General features: G+C 72.9%; 27 protein-coding genes. 10 read left to right on the forward strand and 17 right to left on the reverse strand.

Annotated elements, in window-relative coordinates; genetic code table 11:
- Positions 1-258 precede the first annotated feature (258 nt).
- Both J2S42_RS30650 and J2S42_RS30655 read left to right on the forward strand, forming a co-directional pair.
- Positions 259-1,128 carry an LLM class F420-dependent oxidoreductase gene (locus tag J2S42_RS30650; protein ID WP_307244694.1) on the forward strand — a complete coding sequence of 290 codons (870 nt, stop codon included), beginning with the start codon at positions 259-261 and terminating at the stop codon, positions 1,126-1,128.
- 61 nt (positions 1,129-1,189) lie between these two features.
- Positions 1,190-2,584 (forward strand): M20/M25/M40 family metallo-hydrolase, encoded by a 1,395-nt coding sequence (locus J2S42_RS30655; protein WP_307244696.1) that lies wholly within the window; start codon positions 1,190-1,192, stop codon positions 2,582-2,584.
- Positions 2,585-2,590: 6 nt separating this feature from the next.
- On the opposite strand, the gene J2S42_RS30660 is transcribed toward J2S42_RS30655, so the two are convergent.
- Complete coding sequence (locus J2S42_RS30660; RefSeq protein WP_307244697.1) at positions 2,591-3,178, reverse strand: hypothetical protein; 588 nt, start codon at positions 3,176-3,178, stop codon at positions 2,591-2,593.
- 152 nt (positions 3,179-3,330) lie between these two features.
- Here J2S42_RS30660 and J2S42_RS30665 point away from each other — a divergent pair, with 152 nt between their 5' ends.
- Positions 3,331-3,822 (forward strand): hypothetical protein, encoded by a 492-nt coding sequence (locus tag J2S42_RS30665; RefSeq protein ID WP_307244699.1) that lies wholly within the window; start codon positions 3,331-3,333, stop codon positions 3,820-3,822.
- Positions 3,823-3,838: 16 nt separating this feature from the next.
- Here J2S42_RS30665 and J2S42_RS30670 read toward each other — a convergent pair whose 3' ends face one another.
- On the reverse strand, positions 3,839-5,131 hold the full coding sequence (locus J2S42_RS30670) for an FAD-dependent oxidoreductase (protein ID WP_307244701.1): 1,293 nt from the start codon (positions 5,129-5,131) through the stop codon (positions 3,839-3,841).
- A gap of 116 nt (positions 5,132-5,247) precedes the next feature.
- On the opposite strand from J2S42_RS30670, the gene J2S42_RS30675 reads away from it, so the two are divergent.
- Positions 5,248-6,123, forward strand: a complete 876-nt coding sequence (locus J2S42_RS30675; RefSeq protein ID WP_307244702.1) for a serine hydrolase — start codon at positions 5,248-5,250, stop codon at positions 6,121-6,123.
- 49 nt (positions 6,124-6,172) lie between these two features.
- Positions 6,173-7,375 (forward strand): 3-oxoadipyl-CoA thiolase, encoded by a 1,203-nt coding sequence (pcaF, locus tag J2S42_RS30680; protein WP_307244704.1) that lies wholly within the window; start codon positions 6,173-6,175, stop codon positions 7,373-7,375.
- Between the two features lie 12 nt (positions 7,376-7,387).
- Here pcaF and J2S42_RS30685 read toward each other — a convergent pair whose 3' ends face one another.
- The 7 genes from J2S42_RS30685 to J2S42_RS30715 are packed head-to-tail and all read right to left on the reverse strand — an operon-like array spanning position 7,388 to position 13,562.
- Positions 7,388-8,188, reverse strand: a complete 801-nt coding sequence (locus tag J2S42_RS30685) for an IclR family transcriptional regulator domain-containing protein (protein ID WP_307244706.1) — start codon at positions 8,186-8,188, stop codon at positions 7,388-7,390.
- An 11-nt stretch (positions 8,189-8,199) separates the two neighbouring features.
- Positions 8,200-9,333, reverse strand: coding sequence for a bifunctional 3-oxoadipate enol-lactonase/4-carboxymuconolactone decarboxylase PcaDC (gene pcaDC, locus J2S42_RS30690; RefSeq protein WP_307244708.1), 1,134 nt, complete (start codon positions 9,331-9,333; stop codon positions 8,200-8,202).
- Positions 9,330-10,763 (reverse strand): 3-carboxy-cis,cis-muconate cycloisomerase, encoded by a 1,434-nt coding sequence (gene pcaB, locus J2S42_RS30695; protein WP_307244710.1) that lies wholly within the window; start codon positions 10,761-10,763, stop codon positions 9,330-9,332. The genes pcaDC and pcaB overlap by 4 nt, the downstream gene beginning before the upstream one ends.
- A complete protein-coding gene (gene pcaG / locus J2S42_RS30700) occupies positions 10,735-11,301 on the reverse strand; it encodes a protocatechuate 3,4-dioxygenase subunit alpha (protein WP_307244711.1) in 567 nt (188 codons plus the stop codon). Before pcaG ends, pcaB begins: the two co-directional genes overlap by 29 nt.
- A complete protein-coding gene (gene pcaH / locus J2S42_RS30705; protein WP_307244713.1) occupies positions 11,291-12,001 on the reverse strand; it encodes a protocatechuate 3,4-dioxygenase subunit beta in 711 nt (236 codons plus the stop codon). The genes pcaG and pcaH overlap by 11 nt, the downstream gene beginning before the upstream one ends.
- 8 nt (positions 12,002-12,009) lie before the next feature.
- Entirely contained in the window at positions 12,010-12,762 is a 753-nt protein-coding gene (locus J2S42_RS30710; RefSeq protein ID WP_307244715.1) for a CoA-transferase subunit beta, read from the reverse strand.
- The gene (locus tag J2S42_RS30715) at positions 12,759-13,562 is read right to left on the reverse strand and encodes a CoA transferase subunit A (RefSeq protein WP_307244717.1); all 804 of its coding nucleotides are present in this window, start codon (positions 13,560-13,562) and stop codon (positions 12,759-12,761) included. The genes J2S42_RS30710 and J2S42_RS30715 overlap by 4 nt, the downstream gene beginning before the upstream one ends.
- A 218-nt stretch (positions 13,563-13,780) precedes the next feature.
- Between J2S42_RS30715 and J2S42_RS30720 the strand changes: the two genes are divergently transcribed.
- Genes J2S42_RS30720 through J2S42_RS30735 form a run of 4 tightly spaced genes read left to right on the forward strand, consistent with a single transcriptional unit; the run spans position 13,781 to position 17,041 of the window.
- The gene (locus J2S42_RS30720) at positions 13,781-14,746 is read left to right on the forward strand and encodes an ABC transporter substrate-binding protein (protein WP_307244720.1); all 966 of its coding nucleotides are present in this window, start codon (positions 13,781-13,783) and stop codon (positions 14,744-14,746) included.
- Positions 14,743-15,507: an ABC transporter permease gene (locus tag J2S42_RS30725; protein ID WP_307244722.1), complete on the forward strand. Its 765-nt coding sequence runs from the start codon at positions 14,743-14,745 to the stop codon at positions 15,505-15,507. The genes J2S42_RS30720 and J2S42_RS30725 overlap by 4 nt, the downstream gene beginning before the upstream one ends.
- Entirely contained in the window at positions 15,504-16,262 is a 759-nt protein-coding gene (locus J2S42_RS30730) for an ABC transporter permease (protein ID WP_307244724.1), read from the forward strand. The genes J2S42_RS30725 and J2S42_RS30730 overlap by 4 nt, the downstream gene beginning before the upstream one ends.
- A gap of 2 nt (positions 16,263-16,264) precedes the next feature.
- Positions 16,265-17,041, forward strand: a complete 777-nt coding sequence (locus J2S42_RS30735; RefSeq protein ID WP_307244726.1) for an ABC transporter ATP-binding protein — start codon at positions 16,265-16,267, stop codon at positions 17,039-17,041.
- Positions 17,042-18,017: 976 nt separating this feature from the next.
- Here J2S42_RS30735 and J2S42_RS30740 read toward each other — a convergent pair.
- From J2S42_RS30740 to J2S42_RS30765, 6 genes are all read right to left on the reverse strand, one after another.
- Positions 18,018-19,478 carry an aldehyde dehydrogenase gene (locus tag J2S42_RS30740; RefSeq protein ID WP_307244728.1) on the reverse strand — a complete coding sequence of 487 codons (1,461 nt, stop codon included), beginning with the start codon at positions 19,476-19,478 and terminating at the stop codon, positions 18,018-18,020.
- Positions 19,479-19,713: 235 nt separating this feature from the next.
- A complete protein-coding gene (locus tag J2S42_RS30745) occupies positions 19,714-20,526 on the reverse strand; it encodes a hypothetical protein (protein WP_307244730.1) in 813 nt (270 codons plus the stop codon).
- On the reverse strand, positions 20,523-21,023 hold the full coding sequence (locus J2S42_RS30750; RefSeq protein WP_307244732.1) for a hypothetical protein: 501 nt from the start codon (positions 21,021-21,023) through the stop codon (positions 20,523-20,525). Before J2S42_RS30750 ends, J2S42_RS30745 begins: the two co-directional genes overlap by 4 nt.
- Before the next feature lies 1 nt (position 21,024).
- Complete coding sequence (locus J2S42_RS30755) at positions 21,025-21,462, reverse strand: hypothetical protein (protein WP_307244733.1); 438 nt, start codon at positions 21,460-21,462, stop codon at positions 21,025-21,027.
- 196 nt (positions 21,463-21,658) lie between these two features.
- Complete coding sequence (locus J2S42_RS30760) at positions 21,659-22,165, reverse strand: hypothetical protein (RefSeq protein ID WP_307244735.1); 507 nt, start codon at positions 22,163-22,165, stop codon at positions 21,659-21,661.
- Between the two features lie 257 nt (positions 22,166-22,422).
- Positions 22,423-22,902 (reverse strand): MarR family winged helix-turn-helix transcriptional regulator, encoded by a 480-nt coding sequence (locus J2S42_RS30765; RefSeq protein ID WP_307244736.1) that lies wholly within the window; start codon positions 22,900-22,902, stop codon positions 22,423-22,425.
- Between the two features lie 184 nt (positions 22,903-23,086).
- Here J2S42_RS30765 and J2S42_RS30770 point away from each other — a divergent pair, with 184 nt between their 5' ends.
- Complete coding sequence (locus J2S42_RS30770) at positions 23,087-25,246, forward strand: alkaline phosphatase family protein (RefSeq protein ID WP_307244738.1); 2,160 nt, start codon at positions 23,087-23,089, stop codon at positions 25,244-25,246.
- Here J2S42_RS30770 and J2S42_RS30775 read toward each other — a convergent pair.
- Together J2S42_RS30775 and J2S42_RS30780 are read right to left on the reverse strand one after the other, a co-directional pair.
- Positions 25,197-25,760 carry a DedA family protein gene (locus J2S42_RS30775; RefSeq protein ID WP_307244740.1) on the reverse strand — a complete coding sequence of 188 codons (564 nt, stop codon included), beginning with the start codon at positions 25,758-25,760 and terminating at the stop codon, positions 25,197-25,199. The genes J2S42_RS30770 and J2S42_RS30775 overlap by 50 nt on opposite strands.
- Complete coding sequence (locus tag J2S42_RS30780) at positions 25,757-26,536, reverse strand: MBL fold metallo-hydrolase (RefSeq protein WP_307244742.1); 780 nt, start codon at positions 26,534-26,536, stop codon at positions 25,757-25,759. The genes J2S42_RS30775 and J2S42_RS30780 overlap by 4 nt, the downstream gene beginning before the upstream one ends.
- Between the last annotated feature and the right edge of the window lie 27 nt (positions 26,537-26,563).

A 26,563-nucleotide genomic window follows, 5' to 3' on the forward strand; every position in this document is an offset into this window, starting at 1 on the left:
CTATGTCACAACGCCTCAGAACTACGGAGTGTGACCGGCGGGTTGCGATTGGGCCGCGAGTGCGCTGGATACAGTGCTCATGTGCAGGTCAAGCCGTGCGTCTGCGGGCATCCGAAGGCCGCCCACGAGCACTTTCGCCGTGGGTCGGACTGTGCCGTCTGCGGCCCGGAGAAGTGCCCGATATTTCGGCGGCGCCGATGGTGGCGGCGGACGTAATGTCGAGCTGACGGATTATCTGCCCGACGGAATGGATGCCGCGTGAAACTCGGCCTGCACATCTCCGACTTCACCTGGGGCGTCAGCGCGGACCAGCTCGCGCCGACGGTCGCCCGGATCGCCCGGGACGCCGACGACGCCGGCTTCGACCGGATCAGCGTCATGGACCACGTCTGGCAGATCGCGGTACACGGGCCGCCGGAGCACGAGATGCTCGAGGCCTACACCACGCTCGGCTTCCTGGCCGCGCACACCAGCCGGGTCAAGCTGCTCACGCTGGTCACCGGCGTGGTCTACCGCGAACCCGGCCTGCTCGCCAAGATCGTCACTACGCTCGACGTGCTCTCCCAGGGGCGCGCCATGCTCGGCATCGGCGCCGCCTGGAACGAGGACGAGTCGCGCGGTCTCGGCCTGTTCTTCCCGCCGACCAAGGAGCGGTTCGAGCGGCTGGAGGAGGCGCTGCGGATCTGCCGGCAGATGTTCGACGGGCCGGAGGGCGCATTCCACGGCAAGCACTACACGCTGGGGCGGACGCTCAACAACCCGCGACCGGTCAGCCCGCGGGTGCCGATCCTGATCGGCGGCAGCGGCGAGAAGAAGACGCTGCGGTTCGTCGCGCAGTACGCGGACTCGTGCAACCTGTTCGCCGGGCCGGATGTCGCGCACAAGATCGAGGTGCTCAAGCAGCACTGCGCGGACGTGGGCCGCGACTACGACGAGATCGAGAAGACCGTGATCTACCGGTACGACCTCGGCGCCGGCGGGTCGCGGGTGGAGCAGACGCTGGAGGACCTGGCGGGCCTGAGCAAGCTCGGCTTCGCGGTCGCGCACGGCGGCGTGAAGAACGTGGCCGACCCGGCGACGCTCGCGCTGTTCCGGGAGCGGGTCGTCCCGGAGGCCGCGAAGCTCTGACCCCGGCCGCCTCATCGACAGGTATGGACTTGACGGGCCGCGGCGGCCACAGTGGTTTCTCATGGACATCGATTCCGGCGGTGTCGGCCGCCGTACCGTGTTGACCACCGCTCTGGTGTCCGCCGCGACGGCGGCAACGGCCTCCCCGGCCGCGGCCGCCCCCGCCGTCGTCACCGGGCCCGGCGTTCCGGTCACGCCACAGCCGCCGGACGCGGAACTGCGGCGTGCGCTGCGCGAGGTCTCGCCGGCGCGGATCGAGGCGATCGTGCGGAAGCTCGCCTCGTTCGGGACCCGGCACACGCTGTCCGCGCAGGACGATCCGGTGCGTGGCATCGGTGCGGCGCGCGACTGGATCTTCGAGGAGCTGAGCCGGTACGCGGCGGCGTCCGGCGGGCGGATGACCGTGCGGAAACAGTCCTACACGCAGGAACCGGCGAACCGGATCCCGGTGCCGACGGTGATCACGAACGTGCTGGCCACGCTGCGCGGCGACGCGGAACCGGACCGGGTCTACCTGGTCTCCGGGCACTACGACTCGCGGGTCAGCGACGTCATGAACGCGACCGCGGACGCGCCCGGTGCGGACGACGACGCGTCCGGTGTCGCGGTCGCGATGGAACTCGCGCGGGTCTTCGCGACCCGGCGGGTCAAGGCCACGATCATCTTCGCCGCGGTGGCGGGCGAGGAGCAGGGACTCTACGGCGCCGCACACCTGGCCGGGCAGCTCAAGGCCGCGGGTACGGACGTGCAGGGCATGTTCACCGACGACATCGTGGGAGCGCCGAACGAGGCCGGGGGTGCGCACACCGTACGGCTGTTCGCGGAAGGGGTGCCCACGTCGGAGACGCCGGCGCAGGCGGCGACCCGGCAGTCCGTGGGCGGGGAGAACGACTCGCCGGCGCGGCAGCTCGCGCGGTTCGCGGTGAGCACGGGGGCGAACGCGGCGACCGGGATGCGGATCCGGGTGGTCTACCGGCGGGACCGTTACCTGCGCGGCGGGGATCAGATCCCGTTCCTGCAACAGGGGTATCCGGCGGCGCGGTTCACCGAGCCGCGCGAGGACTTCGCGCACCAGCATCAGGACGTGCGGGTCGAGGACGGGGTGCGGTACGGGGATCTGCCGGAGTTCTGCGACTTCCCGTACATCGCGCGGGTGGCGCGGGTCAACGGGGCGGTGCTGTGGGCGCTGGCGCAGGGGCCGGGGACGCCCAAGGGCGTGACCGTCGTGACGTCGAACCTGACCAATGACACCCAGTTGCGGTGGCAGGGCGGCGCGGCCGGATATGAGGTCGTGTGGCGGGAGACGACGGACGCGGACTGGACGCACGTGATCGCGGTCGGAGCGGTCAGCGCCGCTACGGTGCGGTTGTCGAAGGACAACGTGTTCTTCGGCGTGCGGGCCGTCGATGCCGCCGGACGGCGTAGCCCGGTGGCGTTCCCGGTGCCGGGGGCGTGACGCCGATCAGTCCGTGGGGCAGTAGTCCCAGACGTCCGGGTAGGCGGCGGGTGTGTCGCGGGCCGTCGCGTCGGCGCAGGCGAGGAAGCCGGAGTCCATGCTGTTCCAGGTGGTGAGCGTGCCGGTGATCGGGGTACTGGGGGCGCAGGTGACGCGGAAGGCGGCCTCGACCAGCGTGGTCCCGGTGTAGGCGAGCAGCCAGCCGTGCTGGGTGGAGTTCTCCAGCATGGTGTGCAGCTGGGTCAGTTCGTCCTGCGGCGAGGTGTCCGGACCGAGGCTCTGGTTGCGCAGCTCGCCGAGGGACCGGGCGAGCGTGGGGATCCAGGAGCGGTCGGTGCCGTCGCCGGTGACCTCGGGCGTGAAGGGCCGGTCGAGCAGGTCGCGCCAGGTGGTCCGGGTGTCGTCGCGGTAGCGGGCGACCACGTGCAGCAGCGCGGGGGTGGAGCTGGGCTCGTCCCAGTCGACGGCGCCGGTGTCGGGGGTGCACGGCGGTGGCGGCGGGGACGTGGTCGGCGCGGGCGCGGGGGAGCCGCCGCAGGCGGTGAGCGCGAGCAGGGCCGCGAACGCTGCGACGCGCCGAAACGGGGCCCTCATCGACCCAGGATGGCAGGCCGCGGGGGCGCGGATGGTGAGCATCGACGAAGGTGCATGAGATCGGCTAGGCTGCCGGGGTCGGGCCGGGCGACAGGGCATCCCCAGCGCGGCGGCAAACCGTGCCGCGGCGCGCAGCAGACGGAGGGATTCTCATGCGCTGGACCGGCTTTCCGCTGGTGGCGGCGGCCATGGTGGCGCTGACGGCCTGTGGCACGGCGCCGGGGGCGGGTGGCGGTGCGCCCGCGATGCCGCAGACCGCGGCGGCGGTGCCGAAGAGTGCGAACGTGGCGGACGCGCTCGAGGCGGTCAACGCCCAGTTCGCGGCGGTCAACGCGGGTGACTGGGCGAAGGCCTGGGACGGGTGGACGGACGCGGCCAAGGACGAGATCGCCAAGGACGTCTACGTGAAGACCAACGAGGCCTGCCCGGCGCTGGCCAAGGCCCGGTTCGAGCTGGAGCGGGTCACGCCGGTCGACGACACGACCGTGGACGTCGGGTGGCGGCGCGACGGGATCAGCGAGCACGGCACGTCCCGGCTGGTCGGGACCGTGTGGCAGTTCGACCCGGGCAGCACGCTGGTGGAGTACGCGGGCGGGGCGGACGCGGCGATCGCGAAGCGCAAGGAAGCGGGGCAGTGCGGCTGAGCGGGTGCGGCGGGGGTCACTTCCCGCCGCGCAGCACCCGCAGCACGATGCCCGGGCGCATCAGGTCGGCCGGCGGGCGCAGCAGGTGCTGGACCTCCAGCCAGACGCGGCGCACCTCGGGCACGGTGGTCGAGACCGCCGAGAGCCGTTTGATGTACGGCCGGGTCAGCGCGGCGGTCCGCGGGCGGTGGCCCATGGTCTCCGGGTACGCCAGGTCCGCGCCGGTCGAGAACCGCCACGGTGCCGCGGCGATCCGGCCGATCTCGGCGTAGAACTCGCGCGCGAAACCGGACGTGGCCCGCGGGTGCCCGTCGAGCAGCCGGCCGAGCGCGAGCGCGTCCAGCGCCGCGCACGCCATGCCCTGACCGTAGACCGGGTTGAAGCTGCAGAACGCGTCGCCCGCGGCCACGTACCCGGACGGGGGGTTTCGCAGTTTGTCGAAGCGACGCCGCCGGCTCGCCGGGTAGGTGAACGAGGCCGTGCCGGTCAGCGGCTCCGCCCGGGCGATGAAGTCGGCGAGCAACGACACCGGCAGCTTGCCGATGCTGTCCGAATAGGAACCGAGGGAGTTGTGCACGCCGGCCACCGAGATGATCCAGCGGTCGCCCTCCAGCGGCCACGCCATGCCGGCCGCCTTCTCCGCCGGCGCGACCGGGGAGATCAGCACCGCGGCGGCGCCGTCGAAGTCGCCGGGGGACCGCGGGTAGACGCGCGTGGCGTACTTCGTGTGGGTCGAGACCTCCTCGCGGGCCGGTGCCGGGAAGCCGAGGTCCGCGAGCCAGCGGTCGGACCGCGTGCTGCGGCCGGAGCAGTCCACCACCAGTTCCGCGGGCAGTTGCTCGCCGGTGTCCAGCCGGACGCCGCCCACGCCGCCGGCCGCGGGCAGCAGGGCGGCGACCGCGGTCCCGTCCCGGACCGTGACGCCGGGCAGCGCGAGCACCCGCCGGCGGAGCGAGAACTCCAGCAGCGGGCGGCTGACCGACAGGATGTCCAGCCCGACCGGGAATCGCGGCCAGAACCGGCCCTCGCGGTGGATCAGCATGTCGCCCGCGGAGTCGAACCGGACCGCACCGGCCGCGATCAGCTCGTCGCCCAGGCCGGGGAACAGCTCCTCCAGCGCGCGCCGGCCGGAGATGAGCAGGCCGTGCGCGTGTGCGGACTGCGGCGTGCCGCGGCGGACCGACGGCTCGTCCGGGAGACGGTCCCGGTCGACGACGGTCACCTCCGCGAAGCGGTCGGCGAGCGCCCGGGCGGCGCACAGACCGGCGATGCCGGCACCGATGACGATCGCGCTCGCCGGTCTCGACACGTCGCGCATCCTCTCCGTTGCTTCCGGTGACCCCGTACCCATTATTGAGCGTCTATTAAGATCATGAGGTGCCGGCGGTGAGACGGCTTCGAGACTTCGCTGGCAGCGTGCTCGCCATGCCACGTATTCCGCTCCCGTTCGCCCTGCTCACGGCCGCCGTCGTGGCCGTCGTCACGGGGTCGGTGCTCACCCTTCCGGTACGTCCCGGCGACGGGACTCCCGCGGCCGAGGCGGAGCCGCGCGTGACGGCCGACCCGCGGACCGAGGCGCGGCGGGCGTGGGACGCGCGGGCGGCGGAGCTGACCGTGGCGCTGGCCGCGGAGAGCGCGGGAGTCGCGGTGATCGACAACCGCACCGGCTTCACGTACGGCCACCTCGGCGGCGCCGCGTTCGAGTCGGCCAGCGTGGCGAAGGTCGGCATCCTGGCCGCGGTGCTGCTGCTCGCCCAGGATCAGGGCCGCGAACTGACCGCGGCGGAGAACCGGCTGGCCACCCGGATGATCGGCGTCAGCGACAACGACGCGGCCACCGCGCTGTACGCCGAGATCGGCGCCGCGGCCGGGTTGGGTGCGGCGGTCGCGCGACTCGGGCTGACCGGCACCGTGCCGGACGAGAGCTGGGGCCTGACCCGCACCACGCCGGCCGACCAGGCCCGGCTGATCAGCGCGCTGCTGGTGCCGGACAGCGCGGAGGGCGCGTTCAGCGACTACTCCCGGCAGGTCGCGGAGACGCTGATGACCTCGATCGACGCGGACCAGGACTGGGGCGTGAGCGCGGCGGCCACGCCCGGCGAGCGGGCCGCGCTGAAGAACGGCTGGCTGAGCCGGGACACCGAGGACGGCACCTGGATCGTGAACAGCGCCGGTCGGATCACCGGCGGCACCGCGGACCTGACACTGGTGGTGCTGTCCCACGGCAACGCCGGCTACCGGGTGGGCGTTGACCGGGTGGAGAAGGTCGCCATGCTCACCCGCGCCACGCTGGCCGTCTAGTCGGTACGCTGGACGCACTGGTGTGCGGAGAGCGAACAGGAGGCGGCTCATGGCGGAGGCGTACATCGTCGGCGGCGTGCGAACCCCGATCGGGCGGTACGCCGGGGCGCTCGCCCCGGTGCGGCCGGACGACCTGGCCGCCCACGTCATCCGCGAACTGCTCCGGCGGCACCCCACGGCGGACCCGGACGCGATCGACGACGTGGTCCTCGGCTGCGCCAACCAGGCCGGCGAGGACAACCGCAACGTGGCCCGGATGGGCGCGCTGCTGGCCGGGCTGCCGGTCGAGGTGCCGGGCAGCACGATCAACCGGCTCTGCGGCTCCGGCCTGGACGCGGTCTCCTACGCGGCCCGCGCGATCCGGTCCGGCGAGGCCGACCTGCTGGTGGCCGGCGGCGTGGAGAGCATGAGCCGGGCGCCGTTCGTGCTGCCGAAGGCGGAGACGCCGTTCGGCCGCGCCGCCGAGATCGCGGACACCACGCTCGGCTGGCGGCTGGTCAACCCGCTGATGGAGGCGCAGTACGGCATCGACTCGATGGGCGGCACCGCGGAGAACGTGGCCGAGGACCACCGGATCTCCCGCGAGGACCAGGACGGGTTCGCGCTCCGCTCCCAGCGGCGGGCCGCGGCGGCACAGGTCAGCGGGCGCCTCGCGGAGGAGATCGTGCCGGTCGCGGTGCCGGTCAAGCGCGGCGAGCCGATCGTCGTGGAGCGGGACGAGCACCCGCGCGAGACCAGCCTGGAGAAGCTGGCGAAGCTGCCCACGCCGTTCCGTCCAGGCGGCACGGTCACGGCCGGGAACGCGGCCGGGGTCAACGACGGCGCCGCGGCGCTGCTGATCGCGAGCCGCGCGGCGCTCGAACGGCACGGCCTCACGCCGCTGGCGCGGATCACCGGTGCGGCCACGGCCGGCGTCGAGCCGAGGATCATGGGCATCGGGCCGGTCCCGGCCACCCGGAAGCTGCTCGGCCGCGCCGGGCTCACCGTCGGCGACCTGGACCTGATCGAGCTGAACGAGGCGTTCGCGGCGCAGTCCCTGGCCGTGCTCCGCGGCCTGGGTCTGCCCGACGACGCCGCGCACGTCAACCCGAACGGCGGCGCGATCGCGCTCGGCCACCCGCTCGGCATGAGCGGGGCGCGCCTCGCGCTGACGGCGGCGCTCGAGCTGTCCCACCGCGGCGGCCGCCGCGCGCTGGCCACCATGTGCGTCGGCGTCGGTCAGGGCATCAGCGTGCTGCTCGAGGCCCCGTAGGAACGCGGCGGATCAGACGGCTCGCAGGGCCGGGGAGGGGCCGGCCATGCGGAGGTCCTCCTCGATCCGGGCGGCGGCGGCCAGCAGCGGCGGGAGGAGTTCGTCGTGCAGCGCGGCGACGGACGTGCGGCTGGCGTGGACGGAGATGTTCACCGCGGCGACCACCTTGCCGTTGCGGTCGCGGATCGGCGCGGCCATCGAGCGCAGCCCCTCCTCCAGCTCCTGGTCGACGATCGCGTAGCCCTGGGCGCGCACCCGGCCGAGCTCGGCGCGCAGCGCGGCCTCGGCCGTGACGGTGCGCGGGGTCAGCTTCTCCAGCCGGACGCGCCGCAGATAGTCGTCGAGCGTGGCGTCGGGCGCGGCGGCCAGCAGGACGCGGCCCATCGACGTCACGTAGGCGGGGAAGCGGGTGCCGACGTTGATCGAGACTGTCATGATCCGGCTGGTGGGCACGCGGGCCACGTAGACCACGTCGTCGCCGTCCAGGACCGAGACCGAGGACGACTCGCGGACCTCGGCGACCAGGCGTTCCAGGTGCGGTTCGGCGACCTCGGGGAGCGAGATGCTGGACAGGTACGCATAGCCGAGCTCGAGCACGCGCGGGCTGAGCCGGAACATCCGGCCGTCGGTGTGCACGTAGCCGAGGTCGGTCAGCGTGAGCAGGAAGCGGCGGGCGGCGGCACGGGTCAGGTCGCAGATGCGGGCGACCTCACTGAGCGTCAGCTCCGGGCGGGTGGCGTCGAACGCCCGGATGACCGCCAGCCCGCGTTCCAGCGACTGGACGAAGTGTCCCTCCCGAGCGCTTTCCGTCACGGCGTGCAACCTTACTCTTCCTCGGCCAGCACCCGGCGGGCGACGGCCAGCGCGGCGTTGCTGGCCGGCACGCCCGCGTAGACCGCGGTGTGCAGCAGCACCTCGCCGATCTCCGCGGCGGTCAGGCCGTTCCGGCGGGCCGCGCGCACGTGCATGGCCAGCTCGTCGTGGCAGTGCAGCGCGGTCAGCACGGCAAGCGTGATCATGCTGCGGCTGCGGCGGTCGAGCGCGTCCCGGGACCAGATCTCGCCCCACGCGTACCGGGTGATGAAGTCCTGGAACGGTGCGGTCAGCGGCGTGGTGCCGGCCACCGTGCGGTCCACGTGCTCGTCGCCGAGCACCTGCCGGCGCACGATCATGCCGGTGTCCCCGGCCGTCCGGTCCTCCAGGTGGTCGAGGAGCAGCGCGGTGACCGCGTCGGCGCGTTCCACGGTGGCCAGGTGCGCGGCCTCGGGCAACACCACCAGGCGCGCGCCGGGAATCCCGTCCGCGATGAGCCGCCCGTGCGCCGGCGGCGTGGCCGGGTCGTCCTGGCCCGCGATCACCAGCGTGCGGGCGGTGATGGAGGCCAGGTCGGCGCGCTGGTCCATGTGCTGGACGACCGCGCACGCGCCGGCGTACCCGTCCGGCGGGGTTTTGCTGATCATGTTTTTGAGCCGGTCCACCAGCTGCGGGTGGCGCTCGGCGAACCCGGCGGTGAGCCAGCGGCCGGCCACCGCGTCCGCGACCGCCCGGGTGCCGTGCGCGCGGACGGTCCGGGCCCGGTCGGCCCAGGCCTCGGGCGGGCCGAGCCGGGCGGACGTGCAGCAGAGCACCAGGCGGCCCACGCGCTCGGGCGCGTGCGCGGCCAGCCACATCGCGGTCATCCCGCCGAGCGAGAGTCCCACGACGTGCGCGGACGCGATCCCGAGCCGGTCCAGCAGCGCCAGCGCGTCCCGTCCGAGATCATCAAGGGCATAGTCCCCCGGCGGTACGGGTGAGCGCCCGTGCCCCCGGGTGTCACAGCGGATCACCCGGAACCGGCGGCTCAACGCGGGCATCTGCGGGTCCCACATGCTCAGGTCGGTGCCCAGCGAGTTCAGCAGCAGCAGCGGCGGCGCGTCGACCGGCCCGTCCAGCACGTGATGCAGCTCCACCGCGGTCATGCGTCTCCCTTGGGGTGGGCGGCCAGGGCACGGTCGACCAGCGGGCCCGCGCTGCCCAGGTACGCCGCCGGGTCGAGGAGCGCGGTCACCGTGTCCGGGTCCAGGTGCGCGGTGACGCGCGGGTCGCCGGCGAGCGGGCGGCCGGCGCGCACCACGTCCGCGACCAGGTCGTGGGCGGCGTCCCTGCCGATCGTCGGTGCCAGCGCGCCCGCGACCCGCTCGGCCAGCAGCGCGCCGCCGGTCAGGTTCAGGTTCGCGCGCATGCGTACCGGGTCGATCTCCAGGTGGGTGAGACAGTCGCGCAGCCAGTGCGCGGCCGAACCGGTGGCCCGCAGCAGATCGGTGAGCGGCAGCCACTCCGCGTGCCAGGCCCCGGCGGCGCGCTGGTGCTCGTGCGGCATGGCCGCGAAGAGCGTGGCGGCCAGGCCGGGTGCGCGGGCGGCGGACGCGGCGGCGGAGATCGCGGCGATCGGGTTGGCCTTGTGCGGCATGGTCGACGATCCGCCGCGGCCGCCGCCCTCGCGCACCTCGCCGATCTCGGTCTGCGCCAGCAGGACCACGTCCCGCGCGATCTTCGCTACCGTGCCGGCCGCACCGGCCAGCACCCCGGCCAGCTCCGCGATCCGGCCCCGGTCGGTGTGCCAGGGCAGCACCGGCTCGTTCAGCCCGAGTTCGTCCGCGAAAGCGGAGATCAGCTCCGGCCCGATCCGGCCGTCGCCGGCGGCAGGCGGCCCACCGCGCCGCGCCGCGCCGGCGCCGGGCGCCGCCAGGTCGTCGATCGCGGCCAGCGTGCCGGTGGCGCCGCCGAGCTGAGCCGCGAGCGTGCCGTGGCGGACCCGGGCCAGGCGGGCGCCGGCGGCGTCGAGTGCGGTCGCCCAGCCGGCCGCGATCAGGCCGAACGTGGTCGGCAGCGCCTGCTGGAGCAGGGTGCGGCCGGCGATCGGCGTGTCCCGGTGGGCGGCGGCGAGCGTGGCGGCGCGGTCGGCTGTGGAGGCCAGGTCGGCGCGCAGCGGGCCGGTGGCGCGGTGGGCGACCAGCATCGCGGCCGAGTCGATGATGTCCTGGCTGGTGGCGCCCGCGTGGGCGAACCGGGCCAGGTCCGGTGGCAGCCCGGCGCGCAGTGCGCGTACCAGCGGCACCACGGGATTTCCGGCGGAGACCGCGTCGCGGGCCAGCGCGGCCGGATCGAACCCGGACGCGCGGCAGGCGTTCGTGATCGCCACGGCGGCGGCCGGCGGGATCAGGCCGAGGCGGGCCTGGGCGCGGGCCAGCGCGGCCTCGGCGTCGAGCATGGCCCGCAGCCAGGCGATGTCGCCGACCGCGTCGTGCACCGGCCCAGCGGACAGCACCCCGTCGAAGAGCCCGCGCCCGGCGGAAGCCGGGCTGTCGCCGGAAGGTGGGTCAGAGTGCGAAGAAGACGGTCTCATCATCCCCCTGCAACCGGATGTCGAAGCGGTAGCCGTCGCCGTCCGGCGTCGCGAGCAGCGTGGACCGGCGGGCCTCCGGCACGGTCGCCAGCACCGGGTCGGCCGCGTTCGCCGCCGGCTCGTCGGCGAAGTAGATCCGGGTCACCACGCGGTGCAGCAGCCCGCGGGCCAGGACCGAGACGTCGATGTGCGGCGCCTGCGGCCGGCCCTCGCGGTCCGGCACGACGCCGGGCTTCAGCGTGATTATCGCCCAGTCACCGGCGTCGTCGGTGGGACACCGGCCGAATCCGCGGAAGCCGGAGTCCGCCGGGCCGCGCGGGTCGTCCGGGTGCGCGAAGCCGCCGGCCGGGTCCGCCTGCCACGTCTCGATCAGCGCGTCCGGCACCTCGGCACCGGCGCCGTCGTAGACCGTGCCGAAGATCCGGATCGCGCCCGGCGTGCCCTCCTCGACCACGGAGTGGCCGTCCGGCCAGGGCAGGCCGATCGACAGGTACGGCCCGACCGTCTGCGACGGCGTGAGCCCGTCGAACTCAGTCGTCATGCGGGTCCTCCGTCGGTGTTCCGTCCGCACCGGCCAGCACGATGTCGAACCGGAAGCCGAGCGCCCACGACTCCACGGTGGCGTCCAGGTCGAACCGGGCGATCAGCCGGTTCCGCGCGCGCTCGTCCCGCACCGAGTTGAAGATCGGGTCGTACGCGAACAGCGGATCGTCGGGGAAGTACATCTGCGTCACCAGGCGCTGCGTGAACGCGCGCCCGAGCAGCGAGAAGTGGATGTGCGCCGGCCGCCACGCGTTCGGGTGGTTGCCCCACGGGTAGGCGCCCGGCTTGACGGTGACGAACCGGTAGTGCCCGGTCTCGTCGGTGAGGCACCGGCCCACGCCGGTGAAGTGCGGATCGAGCGGTGCGTGGTGCTGGTCCCACCGGTGCTGGTAGCGCCCGGCCGCGTTCGACTGCCACACCTCGACCAGCGTGTGCGGGATCGGCCGGCCACCGGCGTCGCGCACCTGCCCGTGCACGATGATCCGCTGGCCCTGTGCCTCACCGCCGGGCGCGAGCGTGAGATCGGCGTCCGAGGGACGCACCCGGCCCTCGCCGAGCAGCGGGCCGGTGACCTCGGTGAGCGAGTGCGGCAGCAGCACGAACTGCTCGCGCGGCGCCCGCAGCACCGTCGACCGGTAACCCGGGGAGAGCAGCGGCGGGTGCGTCGTACCGTCGTCGCGCCGGTAGGTCGGCAGCATGGACCCTCCTAGCTCGTCGGGTTCTCGAGCGCGCGCAGCACGCTCAGCTCGGTGTCCGTCGGCGCCGCGGTGGTCCGCAGTTCGGCGGCGACGCGCAGCTCCCAGCCGGTGGCGGCGCGCACCTCGTCGAGCGTGACGCCGGGGTGCAGGTGGGTGAGCGTGAGCTCGCAGGTCTCCGGGTCCGGCGCGAGCATGCCGAGGTCCGTGACGACCAGTTGCGGGCCCCGGCCGCGCAGCCCGTGCCGTTCCCGGTCGCCCGGCCCGGCACCGAAGCCGACCGAGGTCACGAAGTCGACGGTCGTCACGAACGTACGCCGGCTGTGTGCCACGATCACGATGACCTCGCGGCACGACGCCGCGATCTCCGGTGCGCCGCCGGCGCCGGGCAGCCGTACCGTCGGGTCGGTGTAGTCCTTGCCGATCACGGTGGTGTTGATGTTGGCGAACCGGTCGAGCTGCGCGGCGCCGAGGAAGCCGACGTCGATCCGGCCGGGCTGAAGCCAGTAGTTGAAGATCTCCGGCACCGAGACCACCGCGTCCGCGGTCTCGGCCAGTACGCCGTCGCCGATGGAGAGCGGCAGCCGGTCCGGCTTCGCGCCGATCGTGCCGGACTCGTAGACCAGCACCAGGTCCGGCGCGTGCGTCCGGCGGGCCAGGTTGGCGGCGGTGCTGGGCTTGCCGATGCCGACGAAGCAGCTGGTCCCGGGCGCCAGCGCCCGCGCGGCCGCGACCGTCATCATCTCGCCGGGGGAGTAGGTCACCGGAGCACCTCCGCACGCAGCCACGCGGTGAACGCGTCCCGGTCCCGGGAGATCGCGTCCCACGACCGGTAGTACGCGTTGTCCCGCTCGTAGTAGCCCATCGCGTACGACGGATGGGCGCCGCGTGGCACCTCGGCCACGCAGGTGATCGCCCAGCCCGGCAGCACCAGCGCACCCGGCCGCGGCTCCAGCTCGTCGACGATCTCCTCGACGGTGACCAGCGAACTTCTCGAAGCCAGCACCACTTCCTTGTGTACGCCGCTGATGCCCCAGATCTGCACGTTGCCCCGCCGGTCCGCGCGCTGCGCGTGCACGATCGCCACGTCCGGGTTCAGCGCCGGCACCGCGGTCAGCACCTCGCCGGTGAACGGGCAGGTGATCGGCGCGACGGTAGCGGTCCGGCCGGGCAGGTCGGTGCCGGTGTAGCCGCGCAGCACCGCGAAGGGCAGCCCGGCCGCGCCGGCCGCGTACCGGTTCGCCATACCGGCGTGGCTGTGCTCCTCGATCTCCAGCGGGACCGGCCAGCCGTGCTGTGCCGCGTCCCGGAAGCGGTGCAGCGAGCCGACGCCCGGGTTGCCGGCCCAGGAGAAGACCAGCTTGCGCGCGCAGCCGGCGCCGATCAGCTGGTCGTAGACGATGTCCGGCGTCATCCGGACCAGCGTCAGGTCGCGGCGGCCCTGCCGGATGATCTCGTGCCCGGCCGCGACCGGGATCAGGTGGGTGAACCCCTCCAGCGCGACCGTGTCCCCGTCGTGGACGAGCCGGGCGACCGCCTCGGCCAGCGTGGTGATCTGCCCCATGGCGCTCCCGGAATTCACGTTGTGCGTTTTACGCACAGAAGTTCGTCTGACGAACGTAACCCCGGGTCAGGGGCAGCGTCAACGACGGCCGGGCCGTAACAATATCGACGAACGGGATTGACGTGGTCCACGTCACGCCTCTACGTTCTTCATGAGAACGTCTGTTCGGATAGCGCACAGGTATAAATCGGGCAAAACACCCCACCCGGGAGATCCATATGCGCCGCTACCTCGCCGTCGCGCTCAGCGCCGCGGTGCTCGCCGCCGTCACCGCGTGTGGCGGCTCCCCGGCCGAGGAGCCGGACACCGGCACGTCCGGCCCGCGCCCGGTCACGGTCGGCGTGATCCCGATCGTCGACGTGGCCCCGATCTACCTCGGCAAGGAGAAGGGCTTCTTCTCCTCCCGCGGCATCGATCTGGAGCTGGTCACCGCGCAGGGCGGCGCCGCGATCGTGCCCGGCGTGCTCAGTGGCGACTTCCAGTTCGGCTTCAGCAACATCACCTCACTGATGATCGCGCAGACGAAGAACGTACCGGTGCGGATCGTGGCGAACGGTGCCGCGTCCACCGGCGAGCCCGGCAAGGACTTCGGCGGCGTCGCGGTGGCCAAGGGCAGTTCGATCACCAGCGCGGCCGGGCTGTCCGGGCGGAAGGTCGCGGTCAACACGCTGAAGAACATCGGCGACACCACGGTTCGCGAGTCGGTGCGCAAGGCCGGCGGCGACCCGGGCACCATCGAGTTCGTCGAGATCGGCTTCCCGGACATGCCGGCCGCGCTGGAGAGCGGCCAGGTCGACGCGGCCTGGGTGGTCGAGCCGCAGCTGTCCGCGGTCAAGGCCGCGGGCGGCACCGTGATCGCGTCCAACTTCACCGACACCGCGCCGAACCTGACGATCGCGGCCTACTTCGCCGGTACGAAGCTGATCGCCGAGGACCCGGCGCTGGTCAAGAACTTCACCGAGGCGATCAACGAGTCGCTGGCGTACGCGGACGCGCACCCGGACGAGATCCGTACCGTGCTCAGCAGCTACACGAAGATCAGCGAGGAGGTGCGGGCCGCGCTGATCCTGCCGAAATGGCCCACCGAGGTGAACCGGGCGTCGCTGGAGACGCTGGCCGCGCTCGGCAGCACCGACGGCATCTTCGGCGGCACCCAGCCGGACCTGGGCAAGCTGCTGCCGTGAAACCCGTCCTGGGGCTCGCCGGTCTCGGCGGGTTCGTGCTGCTGCTGGAGATGATCCCGCGCGCCGGCCTGGTCCCGTCGCGATACCTCCCACCGGCGGCCGACATCGCGGTCGCGCTCGTCGGCGAACTGGCCGACGCCGCGTTCTGGGCCGCGCTCGGCGACACGCTGCTGGGCTGGGTGCTCGGCCTGGCGATCGCAAGCGTGGCCGGGGTCCTGCTCGGACTGGTGATCGGCGCGGTACCGGTGCTGCGTGAGCTGACCGCGTCCACCGTGGAGTTCCTCCGGCCGATCCCGTCCGTGGCGCTGATCCCGCTGGTCGTGGTGCTCTACGGCGCCAGCCTGCAATCCAAGCTGGTGCTGGTGGTCTACGCCGCGTTCTGGCAGATGCTGGTCCAGGTGCTCCACGGCGTGCGGGACGTCGACCCGGTCGCGGACGAGACCGCGCGCGTCTACGGCCTCGGCCGGGCCTCCCGGATCACGCACGTGCTCTGGCCGACCGCGCTGCCGTACGTGATGACCGGTCTGCGCCTCGCCGCCGCGGTCGCGCTGATCCTCTGCGTCACCGGCGAGCTGGTGATCGGCGCACCCGGGCTCGGCGCGCGGATCGCGGTCGCACAGACCTCCGGCGCGATCCCGGACCTGTACGCGTTGATCGTGGTCACCGGCATGCTCGGCGTCGCGATCAACGTGGGCGCCCGCGCGGTCGAGCGGCACGCGCTGCGCTGGCATCAGTCGGTCCGCGGCGAGGTCGCGGTATGAGAATCGTCTACTGGCTGACGCTGCCGCTGGTGCTGATCGCGGCCTGGTGGGTGGCGACCGCGGACAGTGCGGAGTTCTACGTACCGCCGCTGCGGACCGTCGTGGAGGCCGCACCCGGCGTCTGGACCCCGGCCCGCCTGCGCCAGGACGTCCTGCCGAGCCTGCTGCGGCTGCTGGCCGGGTTCGCGCTGGCGCTGCTGATCGGCGTCGCGCTCGGCGTGCTGATCGGCGGCCGTCCCCGGGTGCGCGCCACGGTCGAGCCGGTGCTGGAGTTCCTGCGCGCGGTGCCGCCACCCGTGCTCGTACCCGTGATCATGCTTTTCGCCGGCATCGGCGACGGCATGAAGATCCTGGTCATCGTGTCCGGCTGCGTCTGGCCGATCCTGCTCAACACGGTCGAGGGCGTGCGCGCGGTCGACGGCGTGCTCACCGAGACCGCCCGCGCCTACGGGCTCACCGGCCCGGCCCGGCTGTGGCGGCTCACGCTGCCGGCCGCGAGCCCGCAGATCGTCGCGGGCGCCCGGCAGGCGCTCTCCCTCGCGATCATCCTCATGGTGATCAGCGAGATGTTCGCCGCCAGCTCCGGCCTCGGCTACACCATCGTCGAGTTCCAGCGCAGCTTCGCGATCCCGGAGATGTGGACCGGCATCATCCTGCTCGGCCTGCTCGGTGTTGCGCTCTCCGGCCTGTTCCGGCTGGCCGAGACCGCGATCCTGGGCTGGCACCACGGCCTCCGCCGCGCCCGGAAGGGATGACCATGCTCGACGTCAACGGCCTGCGGAAGACCTACACCGGGGACGGCCGCACCGTCGAGGCGATCCGCGACCTCACGTTCACCGTCGCCGACGGCGACCTGACCTGCCTGGTCGGCCCGTCCGGCTGCGGCAAGACCACGCTGCTCAAATGCATCTCCGGCCTGCTCCCGCCGTCCGCCGGCACGGTCACGTTCGCCGGCACGCCGGTGACCGCGCCACCGCCCGGCATGGCCGTCGTCTTCCAGGAGTACGGCCGCAGCCTCTTCCCCTGGCTGCGCGTCGCGGGCAACGTCGAACTGCCGCTGCGCCAGAAGGGCCTGCCCCGCGACCGCCGCCGCGAGCTGGTCGACACGTCGCTGGCCGCGGTCGGCCTGGCCGACGCGCACTCCGCCTACCCGTGGCAGCTCTCCGGCGGCATGCAGCAGCGCGTCGCGATCGCGCGGGCGCTCGCCTACGAGCCGCGGGTGCTGCTGATGGACGAGCCGTTCGCCGCCGTCGACGCCCAGACCCGCGCCGACCTGGAGGACCTGATCCGCGACCTCTGGCAGCGCCTCGGCGTCACCGTCCTCTTCGTCACCCATGACATCGACGAGGCCGTCTACCTCGGCCAGCGCGTCCTGATCCTGTCCGCGTCCCCGACCGTCATCCGCGAGGACCTCCCGATCGACCTGCCGGACGCGCGCGACCAGCTCCACACCCGCGCACTGCCCCGGTTCACCGAGCTGCGCACCCACGTCTACGAACAGATCCAGGCCGCGAAGAAGCGGATAACCGCGTAGCTGTACCGCTCCCGGCCTCGCCACCCGGCCGGGCCTCGCCGCCGTGCCCCGATCCCGCCACGTTACCGGCCGCGTATAGCGGGCCGCTTCCGCCGGTGGCTGTCTCCGCCGGCGGCCTGTTTCTGCTGGTGGGCTGGTTCCGCTGAGGTCGTTCCGTGCGTGGGTCGCTTCCGCCGGCGGCCTGTTTCTGCTGGTGGGCTGGTTCCGCTGAGGTCGTTCCGCGAGCGGGTCGTTTCCGCTGGTGGGCTGCTTCCGCTGGGGGTCGTTCCCCCGAACGGGAGGCTTCCGCTGACGGGTAGTTTCGCGGGCAGGCCGCTCCCGCCAGCCGGCCACTCGCGCCGGCTGGCTGTTTGCGGCGCGCTCAGCTCCCGGGTCAGCGCCGCCTGGTCGGCTGCTTCGCCGGGCGACCTGAACGCCACCGCAGCCGAGCCGGCCTACTCGCGCTACCTGACCGAAATTTCCTGATAAAGCTCTCAGCTGCCGTATCCGGCGATCTCGTCCGCCGCGTACCCGGTGCCTGAGCGATCAATCAGTGGAGCAAAAAAGATATCAACTTCGATAAATGACCTCCTTTTCGTTCCACTGATTGATCACTCAGGGCGGATCGGCGTCGCTCAGCGGCGGCGGACTGCGACACGCGGGGCGGGACACGACGATATTTAGGGCGGGTGGCGCCCGCGGCACCGCCGCACCGCCGCACCGCCGTGCTGCCGTCCTGCCGCGCTGCTGTGCCCGCCGTGCTGCCGGGCTGTTGCGCCCGCTGTGCCCGCCGTGCTGCCGGGCTGTTGCGCCCGCTGTGCCCGCCGTGCTGCCGGGCTGTTGCGCCCGCTGTGCCCGCCGGGCTGCCGGGCTGGTGCGCCGGCCGCGTCTGCCGGGCCGCCGCGTCTGCCGGGCCGCCGGGTCTGCCGTGCTGCCGCAACGGCAGCGCGTGTGGCGGTCGGGGGGGTGGGTGGTGTGCCGGGTGCGGGGCCGGGGATCAGAACGGGAAGTGTTTGGGGCGCTGCTGGAGGGTGATCCAGCGGAGGTCGGTGAACGCGTCGATGCCGGCGCGGCCGCCGAAACGGCCGTAGCCGGAGGCCTTGACGCCGCCGAACGGGGCGATCGGCTCGTCGTCGACGGACTGGTCGTTGATGTGGACGATGCCGGTCTGCAGGCGGCGGGCCAGGTCCAGGCCGCGGGACAGGTCGGACGTGATGACGCCGGCGGTCAGGCCGTACGGGCTGTCGTTCGCGATCGTGACGGCCTGGTCGGCGTCGTCGACGGTGAGTACGGTGCAGACCGGGCCGAAGATCTCCTCGGAGTGGATGCGCATGTGCGGTTCCACGCCGGAGAGCACGGTGGCGGGGTAGAGCGCGCGGTCCGGCGTGCCGCCGCCGGCGGCGATCTTCGCGCCCTGGGCGGTGGCCTCGTCGACCAGGCCGGCCACGCGGCGGGCGGCGCTCTCGCTGATCAGCGGGCCGACCACGGTGGACGGGTCGGACGGGTCGCCGGCCGGCAGCGCGGCGGCCTTCGCGGCGAGCAGCGCGGTGAACTCGTCCGCGACCGAGCGGTGCACCAGGATCCGGTCGGCGGACATGCAGATCTGGCCGGCGTTGAGGTAGGCGCCGAACGCGACCGCGTTCACCGCGTACTCCAGGTCGGCGTCGTCCAGCACCAGGATCGAGTTCTTGCCGCCCAGTTCCAGCACGGCCGGCGTGAGGTGGCGCGCGGCCAGCTCGCCGATGCGCCGGCCGACGCCGGTGGAGCCGGTGAAGTTGACCCGGCGGACCCGGTCGTCCGCGATCAGCGTCTCCGCGATCGCGGCCGCGTCCGCGCGGTCGTTGGTGATCACGTTGAGTGCGCCGGGTGGCAGGCCGGCCTCGTGCAGCAGGTCGGCCAGGTAGTGCGCGGCGATCAGCGGCGCGTCCTCGCTGGCCTTGACCACCACGGTGTTGCCGACCGCGAGCGGCGTGGCGATCGCGCGGGTGCCCAGGATGATCGGCGCGTTCCACGGCGCGAACGCGGCGACCACGCCGGCCGGCTGGCGGATGCCGAGCGCGAGCGCGTCCGGGTTGTCGGTGGCGAGCACCTCACCGAGCGGCGTGCTGACCAGCGCGGCGGCCTCGCGCAGCATGCCGGTGGCCAGGCCGACGTTGAACATGGCCCAGCCGAACGGGCCGCCGGTCTCCGCGCCCATCAGCGTGGCGGCCTCGTGCGCGCGCTCCTCGAGCAGGTCCGCGGCCCGGTTCAGGATCTTGCGGCGCGTGGTCGGCGGTGTGGCGGTCCAGGCGGGGAACGCGGCGTGGGCGGCGTCGACCGCGCGGGTGACGTCGGCCGGGGTGGCGGCCGCGATCCGCGACAGCGGCCGGCCGGTCCAGGGGTTGAGGTCTTCGGTGGTGCGGCCGCCGGAGGCGGGGACGTGCTCGCCGTCTATCAGCAGGTGCCGGGTGTCTGTCACGTGTGGCCCCTCAAAAGTTCGCATGGCGCACAACAGTTACCCATAAGAACGCTAGAGGTGGCTCACGTAACAGTCAAGAAACGCGGGAACCCCGCCGATCGTGGGCCGATCGCTGCAGGGGAGGCGGCAGCGATCGGTCCGCGACCGGCGGGGCTCCCGATGGCGCACCGGCCACCTCCGGGGCCACCGGAGAGTGAAGCCTGAGAGCCTGGTGCGCCGGGCCGTACCGGACGGGTCAGAGCGTGATGATCTTGATGTTCTTCAGCGTCACGTCGCCGCCCTTGCCCTCGGCGGAGCAGATGTTGATCTGCTTGACCTTGCCGGAGCCGTCCGTGGTGTTGAAGCAGAGCACGTAGTTGTTCGCGTCGCCGCCACGGACCTCGATGGACACGTTCTTCCGCAGCCCCTCGCCGTTGTAACCCTTGACGTCGACGCCCTTCAGGCCCCAGACCGCGCCGCCGCCGTACGTGTTGCAGTCGTCGCGCTGGTTGAGCTTGTCCGAGACGACGTTCCAGCACTTCGCGACCGCGCCGCCGTTCGTGCCCTTCGGCACGCCGGCCCGGGCGATGGCCGCGTCGTTGATGGTCCGCGCCACGCCGCCCTTCTGTACGGTCACGTTGTTCAGGTAGACCTTGCCGCCCTTGGCCGTGGCCCAGCACTTGGTCATCTGGCCGGTGCCCTTGGGCCGGTGGTTCTCGCACTTGTCAGCCGCGATGCCGACGCCGGCCGCGGCCCGGTCCAGCGCGGCGAGCGCGGACGCGTTGGTCCGCGCGGCGGACTGGGACACGAAGATCTCAAGGTTGCTGAGCCCCACCGAACCGCCGGCCGCGTTCGCCTTGCAGTTGTTGAGCTGGAGCTTGTAGCCGGTCTTCTTGGCCAGGCTGAGCGCCGCCGCGACGTTGCCGCAGACCACGGTGGAGTTGCCGTCGCCGCCCTTGAGCATGATGTCGGCGTCCGCGGCCGAGGCCGGAGCCGCGGTGACGGCCAGCGCCAGTGCCAGCATGCCGGAGGCGACCGCGCCGAAGCGCGTCAGGTGTTGCAGTCTCATGGTGTGATCCCTGTGTCGGAGGAGGTCGCGGGCCCGGCGAGCGTCTGCACGGCGCCGGTGGCGAGGTCCTGCACGGTGACGGTGAACGTGCGGGTGAGCGTGGGACGGCAGTCCAGCCCGGTGATCACCGGTGGCTGCACGGAGAGCCCGATGACCTGCTCGCCGGCGCGTACGCCGGAGCCGTCGGCCCGGTGCTCGGAGACCACCTCGGTCTCGGCGGACGCCTGCGAGCTGAGCGAGAGGCCGCCGCCCACGCAGGTGACGTCGACGTTCCCGGTGGCCCGGATGGACACCAGGCCGGCCGACCACGGTTTCGTGCCGGTCTCCCGGAACTCGACCTTGAGCAGCGTGCCGTCCCAGGTGGCGAACGTCTTGTCCACGGTGAACGCCGGCTTCGGATCCGCCGCGTGCGCCGGGGCGGGCGCGGCGGCCGACGTCGCCACGGCACCGGTCACAAGACCGATCAGCACCGCCGGCGGTACGGTGTGCGCGCGCATCTCAGGCGCCCGCGGCGTACTTGCGTTCGCAGCCGGAGTACCAGGCGTTCTTCGCGGGGCCGAGGCACCGGTCCTGGCCGGAGCCGCCGTCCACCTTGCCGCCGCCCGGCCCGGCCACCAGCCGGTCGTCGTCCGCGCCGCCGTACAGCGTGTCCCAGCCGGCGCCGCCGACCAGCATGTCGTCCCCGGCGCCGCCGATCAGGATGTCGTCGCCGGCCAGCCCGATCAGGATGTCGTCGCCGCCGAAGCCGCAGATGACGTCCCTGCCGTTCGTGCCGAGCAGCTTGTCCGCACCGGACGTGCCGTTGATGGTGCAGGCCGGCCACGGCTTGGGCGTGGCCGGGGGCGCCGCCTGCGCCACGCCGGGCGCGAACGAGGCGGCCAGGGTCAGGGAGAGCGAGGCGCCCGCCAGGAGGGCGCCGCGGAGCTGATCGGTCATCTGCCATTCCTTCCAGGACTGCGGACACAAGGGGCGCGGCGTGCGCTGAGAGCCGGTGCACGCACGTGCCGACGAGTCGAGGAGCGCGGTGGTCCCCGCGCCACGCGGACGGCCTCGGCGTGTCACCGGTGCCGTCCGCGCAGCGGGGGAGGACCGCAGTGGTGAGAGGACCGGCCGCCCGGCCCTCTCAGCGGAATCAGCTGGTCTGGATGACCGTGAAGTCGACCTTGGTCAGCTTGACGTCGCCGCCCTTGGAGTCCGCGATCGCGGCGCAGTCCTGGTTGTTCTTGGCGGTCGCGGTGCCCTGGAGCACGTTCGCGCAGGCGGCGTAGGCGTTGGCGTTGCCGCCGACGATCTTGATGTCCGCGCTGTTGTACTTCTTGCCCTTGCCGCCGGACGCGTCCTGCAGAACGTTGAAGTTCACGTCCTTCAGGACCACGCCGCCACCCTGCGCGGACGAGATGTTGCTGCAGGTCTGGTTCTTCGGGGCCTTCTTGCCCCACTTGGCGTAGACCTTGGCGTAGTTCATGCACGCGCCGAACGCGGTGGCGTCGCCGCCGACGATGGCGATGTCCGCCTTGTTGGTGGTGCTGGACGACGGGCCGAAGCCGGCGGCGGCCGGCGCGGCGGCCACGGCGACACCGAACGCGGCGGTGGCGATCATCAGGGAGATACGGCCGGTGGTGGCCATGGTGATCTTCATGGTGAGAGCTCCTGAAGGACACGTGCCGGAATCGGTCCGACGCCGACCCGAGGACTTGCAGTAACCGGAGGTAACTGCGTAATCACTCAGGCAGGCAAAGACTATGTAGCCCGGCGGCAAAGAGCCCGTATTTTCGGCATGTGAAGGCTGTCGCGTAATTTACACTACGATATCGTAAAAAATCCGGCATGTCGGACATAGGGAACTAGAGTGGAACGTTCCCGGGTGTAGTGATCGGCGACGGCGCCTAGTACCCGTTATTCGGCGATCAAACCCTTCTGCGGCACAGAATCCGGCGCCCCGCCGAGCCGTTCGGCCACCCCGTCGTTGAAGCGCTCCAGCAGGTCCGCGAACCGCTCCCGGTCGTCGGCCGGCCACTCGCCGGTGAGTTCGCGCAGCAGCTCCCGGCGTGCCGCGCGCATGCCGAGCAACACCTCGGTCCCGTGCCCGGTGATCTCGATCAGCGCGGCACGCCGGTCGCCCGGGTCCGCGGACCGGCTGATCAGCCCCTCGCCCTGGAGTGCCTGTACCTGGCGGCTGACCGTGGAGACGTCCAGCGTGAAGAGCGTGGCGAGCGTGGTCAGCCGCATCGGGCCGTCGTCGTAGAGCCGGCCGAGAATGCTGTACGCGGAGCGCTCCAGCTGCCGCACCACGCCGGGCAGCCGCAGATGGATCCGCTGGGTGCGCCGCACCAACAGCGTCAGCTCCCGCTCGATGCGATCCTGCGCATCCGTCATCAGCGCACACTCTCTCTCGTCCTCGGCCGGCATGGACCCCGTACCGGCATGGACCCCGTACCGGCCGGGAACAAGTGTCCCCGGACGGCGTGGCACCCGGCAATCGTGTGCGCCGGGTCACCATCGTGGCGGACCGCTCGCGCGTGCGAGGGACCGGCGCGCGCGGCTGTGCCAGAGTGCAGGGATGCTCGACCGCCCCAGCCTGAAACAGGCCGACCCAGGCCGGCTCCGGCTGGGACTCCGGGTGCTGCGCGACTGGCGGCCCACGGTCCCGCGGTTCCGCGCGCTGCTGCGCTCGATGGCCACGTCCTTCGTGGTGCTCGCGGCCACGCTCTGGCTGCTCCCCGGCGTCAACGCCAGCGGCCTGGTCGCGCTGCTCTGGCTGGTCGCGCTGGTCACCGGCGTCGGCGCGCTGCTGCGCCCGCTGTTGCTGGTGCTGGCCACCGTGCTCGGCGGGCTCGGCGCGCTGCTGCTCGGCGTGGTGGTGCAGGCGATCATCATGTACGTCGCGCTGCGCCTGAACCCGGCCGCGAGCATCACCGGCTTCGAGGTCGCGTTCGCCGCCTCGTGGATCGCGCTCGGCCTGGCCGCGCTGGTCAACTGGGTGGTCGACGCCGGCACCGACGACACGTTCGTGCTGGAGACCATGCGCCTGATGTCGCGCGTGCGGCGCAGTCACCCGCGCCCGGACGACTGCGACCGGGACGGCATGATCATCGTCCAGCTGGACGGCGTGTCCGCGCCGCTGCTGCGCTGGGCCGTGCGCGCCGGCAACCTGCCGAACCTGGGCCGCTGGCTGCGCGCCGGTACGCACCGGCTGGCCTCGTTCCACACCGGCGTGCCGGCCACCACGCCCGCGGTGCAGGCCGGCATCCTCTACGGCGACGTGCGCCAGGTGCCCGCGTTCCGCTGGTACGAGAAGGCCGATCGCCGCCTGATGGTGACGAACCGGCCGCGCGACGCCGCCGAGATCGAGCGCCGCCTCTCCACCGGCCGCGGACTGCTCCGTGACGGCGGCGTCAGCATCAGCAACGTGTTCCCCGGCGACGCGGAGACCTGCCTGCTCACCGTGTCCCGCGCGGCGCTGCCCGGCCCGTCCTCGTCCGGCTACGCCGCGTTCATGACGTTCGGCCTGGCCCGCGCGCTGGTGCTCGGCCTCGGCGAGATCATGAAGGAGCTGTGGCAGAGCCGTCAGCAGCGCCGCCGCGACGTGCAGCCGCGGATCGGCCGGGGCGGCTACTACCTGCTGCTCCGCCCGGCCACGAACGTACTGCTCCGGGACCTGAACGTGTCGCTGATCGCGGAGCAGATGGCGAAGGGCGCGCCGGTCGTCTACTGCGACTTCGTGGACTACGACGAGGTGGCGCACCACGCCGGGCCGGCCCGGAACGAGGCGCTGCACTCGCTGGAGGGCCTGGACCGGGTGGTCGGCGTGCTGCACCGGCTGGCCGCGGACGCGCCCCGCGACTACCACCTGGTGATCCTCTCCGACCACGGGCAGGCGCAGGGCGCCACGTTCCGGCAGCGGCACGGCGAGCGGATCGAGGACGTGGTGCAGCGCCTGGTCCGCCCGACCGCGCCGGCCCGCTCGTCGACCGCGCCGGTGGAGCAGTGGGGGCCGGTGAACGCGCTGCTCACCGAGGCCGCGAACCGGTCCGGTGCGACCGCGGCCGCGACCCGCGCGGCCACCCGCAAGCGCTCCGCGGGCGGGCAGGTCACGCTCGGCCCGGCCGACGGCGAGAAGTCCGCGGTGGAGGCCGGTGACCCGGAGTCCGTGGTGGTCGCGTCCGGCAACCTGGCCATGGTCTACCTGCCGCACCTGCCCGGCAAGGCCACCCGCGACGAGCTGGACGCGGCGTACCCCGGTCTGGTCGAGGGTTTGATCTCACATCCGGGTGTCGGGCTGCTCGTCGTGGACGAGGCCGGCGGGCCGGTCGCGCACGGCGCGCGAGGATCACACCACCTGGCCGGCGGTACGGTCGACGGCGAGGACCCGCTGCTGCCGTACGGTCCGCGTGCCCGCGCCGACCTGCTGCGTCACCAGGGCATGGATCACGTCGGCGACCTGGTGCTGATCAGCCCGGTCGACCCGGCGACCGAGGACGTGGCCGCTTTCGAGGAACTGGTCGGCTCGCACGGCGGGCTGGGCGGCTGGCAGACCGAGGCGATGGTGGTGCACCCGGCGGCCTGGGCGCGCGAGTCCGAGGAGTTCGTCGGCCCGGACGCGGTGCACCGTCAGCTGATCACCTGGCTGGAGAAGCTCGGTGCCCGTGCCCCCGCGCTCGACGACGAGGTCAGGCCGTCGCCTCCCGCCGTCGATGCACCCAGCCGGCCACCTGCGTGACCACCACGACCAGCACGATCGCGGCGACCACGCCCTCCCACGGGCGCGGGAACACGGTGCCGCCGAGCATGCCGACGCTGGCGTAGACCGCGGACCACAGCAAGCAGGCCGGTGCGTTCGCGTAGAGGAACGTTCGCCAGGTCACGCCGATCACGCTGGCCGCCAGCAGCATCGGGATCCGGCCGCCGGGCACCAGCCGGGAGACCAGCAGCACCGGCACCTCGCGGCTGCGCAACTCGGTGCCGAGCCGGTCCAGCCGCGCGTTGCCGCGCAGCCAGCGCAGCCGGCGGGCCAGCGCCTCGCCGCCCCACCGGCACAGCGCATAGGTGGCCAGATCGCCGAGGTACGCACCGAGCGCACCGGCCAGCACCACCAGCACGACCATGACCGGGTTCTCGTGCGCGGCCAGCGCGGCCGCGCCGCTCACCGCCGCGCCGGTCGGCACGACCGGCAGCACCGCACCGAACGCGACCACGCCGAACAGCGAGACCAGGGCGCCGAGACCGAACGTCACGACGCGCCGATCTCCGCGGACTCGCCGGGCGCGAGCAGGTGGGTGCGTACGTCCGGCAGCAGCTCGCCGGTCAGCCGCGCGAACTCGGTGCCGGGCGAGTGGAACATGTGCGGCCGGACCCGGCCCATGCCGACCGGCCAGAACGTGCCGTAGTGGATCGGGATCGCCTCGGCCGCGCCGGCCCGGCGCACCGCCTCGGCGCCACCGGCCGGGTCCAGGTGCTGGGCCGGGTGCAGGCTCGGGCCCCAGCCACCGACCGGCACCAGCGCCAGGTCGACCGGGCCGAGCAGCGACATGCCGTCGAACAGGCCGGTGTCACCGGCGAACCAGGTGCGGGCCGAGCCCTCGATCAGAAAGCCGAGCGCGTCACCGCGCAGCCGGGACCAGGGGCCGCGGCCGCCGTCGTGCGCGGCGGGCACCGCCCGTACCGTGACGTCCTTGATCTTGGTTTCCTCGCCGGCGGCGAGCTCGACGCAGTTGCCGGAGTAGTGACCGCCGAGCCGGCGGTGGATCAGGCCGGTCGCGCCGCGCGGCACCACGAAGACCGTGTCCGGCGGGATCCGGCGCAGCGACGGGATGTCCAGGTGGTCGGCGTGCAGGTGGGAGACGAGCACCGCGTCCGGCGGGCAGGGCAGCACCGGGCGGGGACCGCGCATGCGGCGCAGGTGGGCGAGCCGGTCACCGAGCAGCGGGTCGGTGAGCAGCCGAACCCCCGAATCCTCCAGCCAGACCGTGGCATGCCCCCACCACGTGGCCGTTACCGCCGCGCTGTCCACGATCCCCACCGTACGGGACGATCACCG

Source organism: Catenuloplanes indicus (genome assembly GCF_030813715.1).
GTDB lineage: Bacteria > Actinomycetota > Actinomycetes > Mycobacteriales > Micromonosporaceae > Catenuloplanes > Catenuloplanes indicus.

Coding starts and splice junctions, on each gene's coding strand:
- J2S42_RS30755 (WP_307244733.1), bottom strand. CDS start 21,462: ATGACCGATCAGCTCCGCGGCGCCCTCCTGGCGGGCGCCTCGCTCTCC.
- J2S42_RS30730 (WP_307244724.1), top strand. CDS start 15,504: ATGAGAATCGTCTACTGGCTGACGCTGCCGCTGGTGCTGATCGCGGCC.
- J2S42_RS30655 (WP_307244696.1), top strand. CDS start 1,190: ATGGACATCGATTCCGGCGGTGTCGGCCGCCGTACCGTGTTGACCACC.
- J2S42_RS30760 (WP_307244735.1), bottom strand. CDS start 22,165: ATGAAGATCACCATGGCCACCACCGGCCGTATCTCCCTGATGATCGCC.
- J2S42_RS30750 (WP_307244732.1), bottom strand. CDS start 21,023: ATGCGCGCGCACACCGTACCGCCGGCGGTGCTGATCGGTCTTGTGACC.
- J2S42_RS30665 (WP_307244699.1), top strand. CDS start 3,331: ATGCGCTGGACCGGCTTTCCGCTGGTGGCGGCGGCCATGGTGGCGCTG.
- J2S42_RS30720 (WP_307244720.1), top strand. CDS start 13,781: ATGCGCCGCTACCTCGCCGTCGCGCTCAGCGCCGCGGTGCTCGCCGCC.
- J2S42_RS30675 (WP_307244702.1), top strand. CDS start 5,248: ATGCCACGTATTCCGCTCCCGTTCGCCCTGCTCACGGCCGCCGTCGTG.
- pcaG (WP_307244711.1), bottom strand. CDS start 11,301: ATGACGACTGAGTTCGACGGGCTCACGCCGTCGCAGACGGTCGGGCCG.
- pcaB (WP_307244710.1), bottom strand. CDS start 10,763: ATGATGAGACCGTCTTCTTCGCACTCTGACCCACCTTCCGGCGACAGC.
- J2S42_RS30660 (WP_307244697.1), bottom strand. CDS start 3,178: ATGAGGGCCCCGTTTCGGCGCGTCGCAGCGTTCGCGGCCCTGCTCGCG.
- pcaDC (WP_307244708.1), bottom strand. CDS start 9,333: ATGACCGCGGTGGAGCTGCATCACGTGCTGGACGGGCCGGTCGACGCG.
- J2S42_RS30715 (WP_307244717.1), bottom strand. CDS start 13,562: ATGGGGCAGATCACCACGCTGGCCGAGGCGGTCGCCCGGCTCGTCCAC.
- J2S42_RS30735 (WP_307244726.1), top strand. CDS start 16,265: ATGCTCGACGTCAACGGCCTGCGGAAGACCTACACCGGGGACGGCCGC.
- pcaH (WP_307244713.1), bottom strand. CDS start 12,001: ATGCTGCCGACCTACCGGCGCGACGACGGTACGACGCACCCGCCGCTG.
- pcaF (WP_307244704.1), top strand. CDS start 6,173: ATGGCGGAGGCGTACATCGTCGGCGGCGTGCGAACCCCGATCGGGCGG.
- J2S42_RS30745 (WP_307244730.1), bottom strand. CDS start 20,526: ATGAGACTGCAACACCTGACGCGCTTCGGCGCGGTCGCCTCCGGCATG.
- J2S42_RS30765 (WP_307244736.1), bottom strand. CDS start 22,902: ATGACGGATGCGCAGGATCGCATCGAGCGGGAGCTGACGCTGTTGGTG.
- J2S42_RS30770 (WP_307244738.1), top strand. CDS start 23,087: ATGCTCGACCGCCCCAGCCTGAAACAGGCCGACCCAGGCCGGCTCCGG.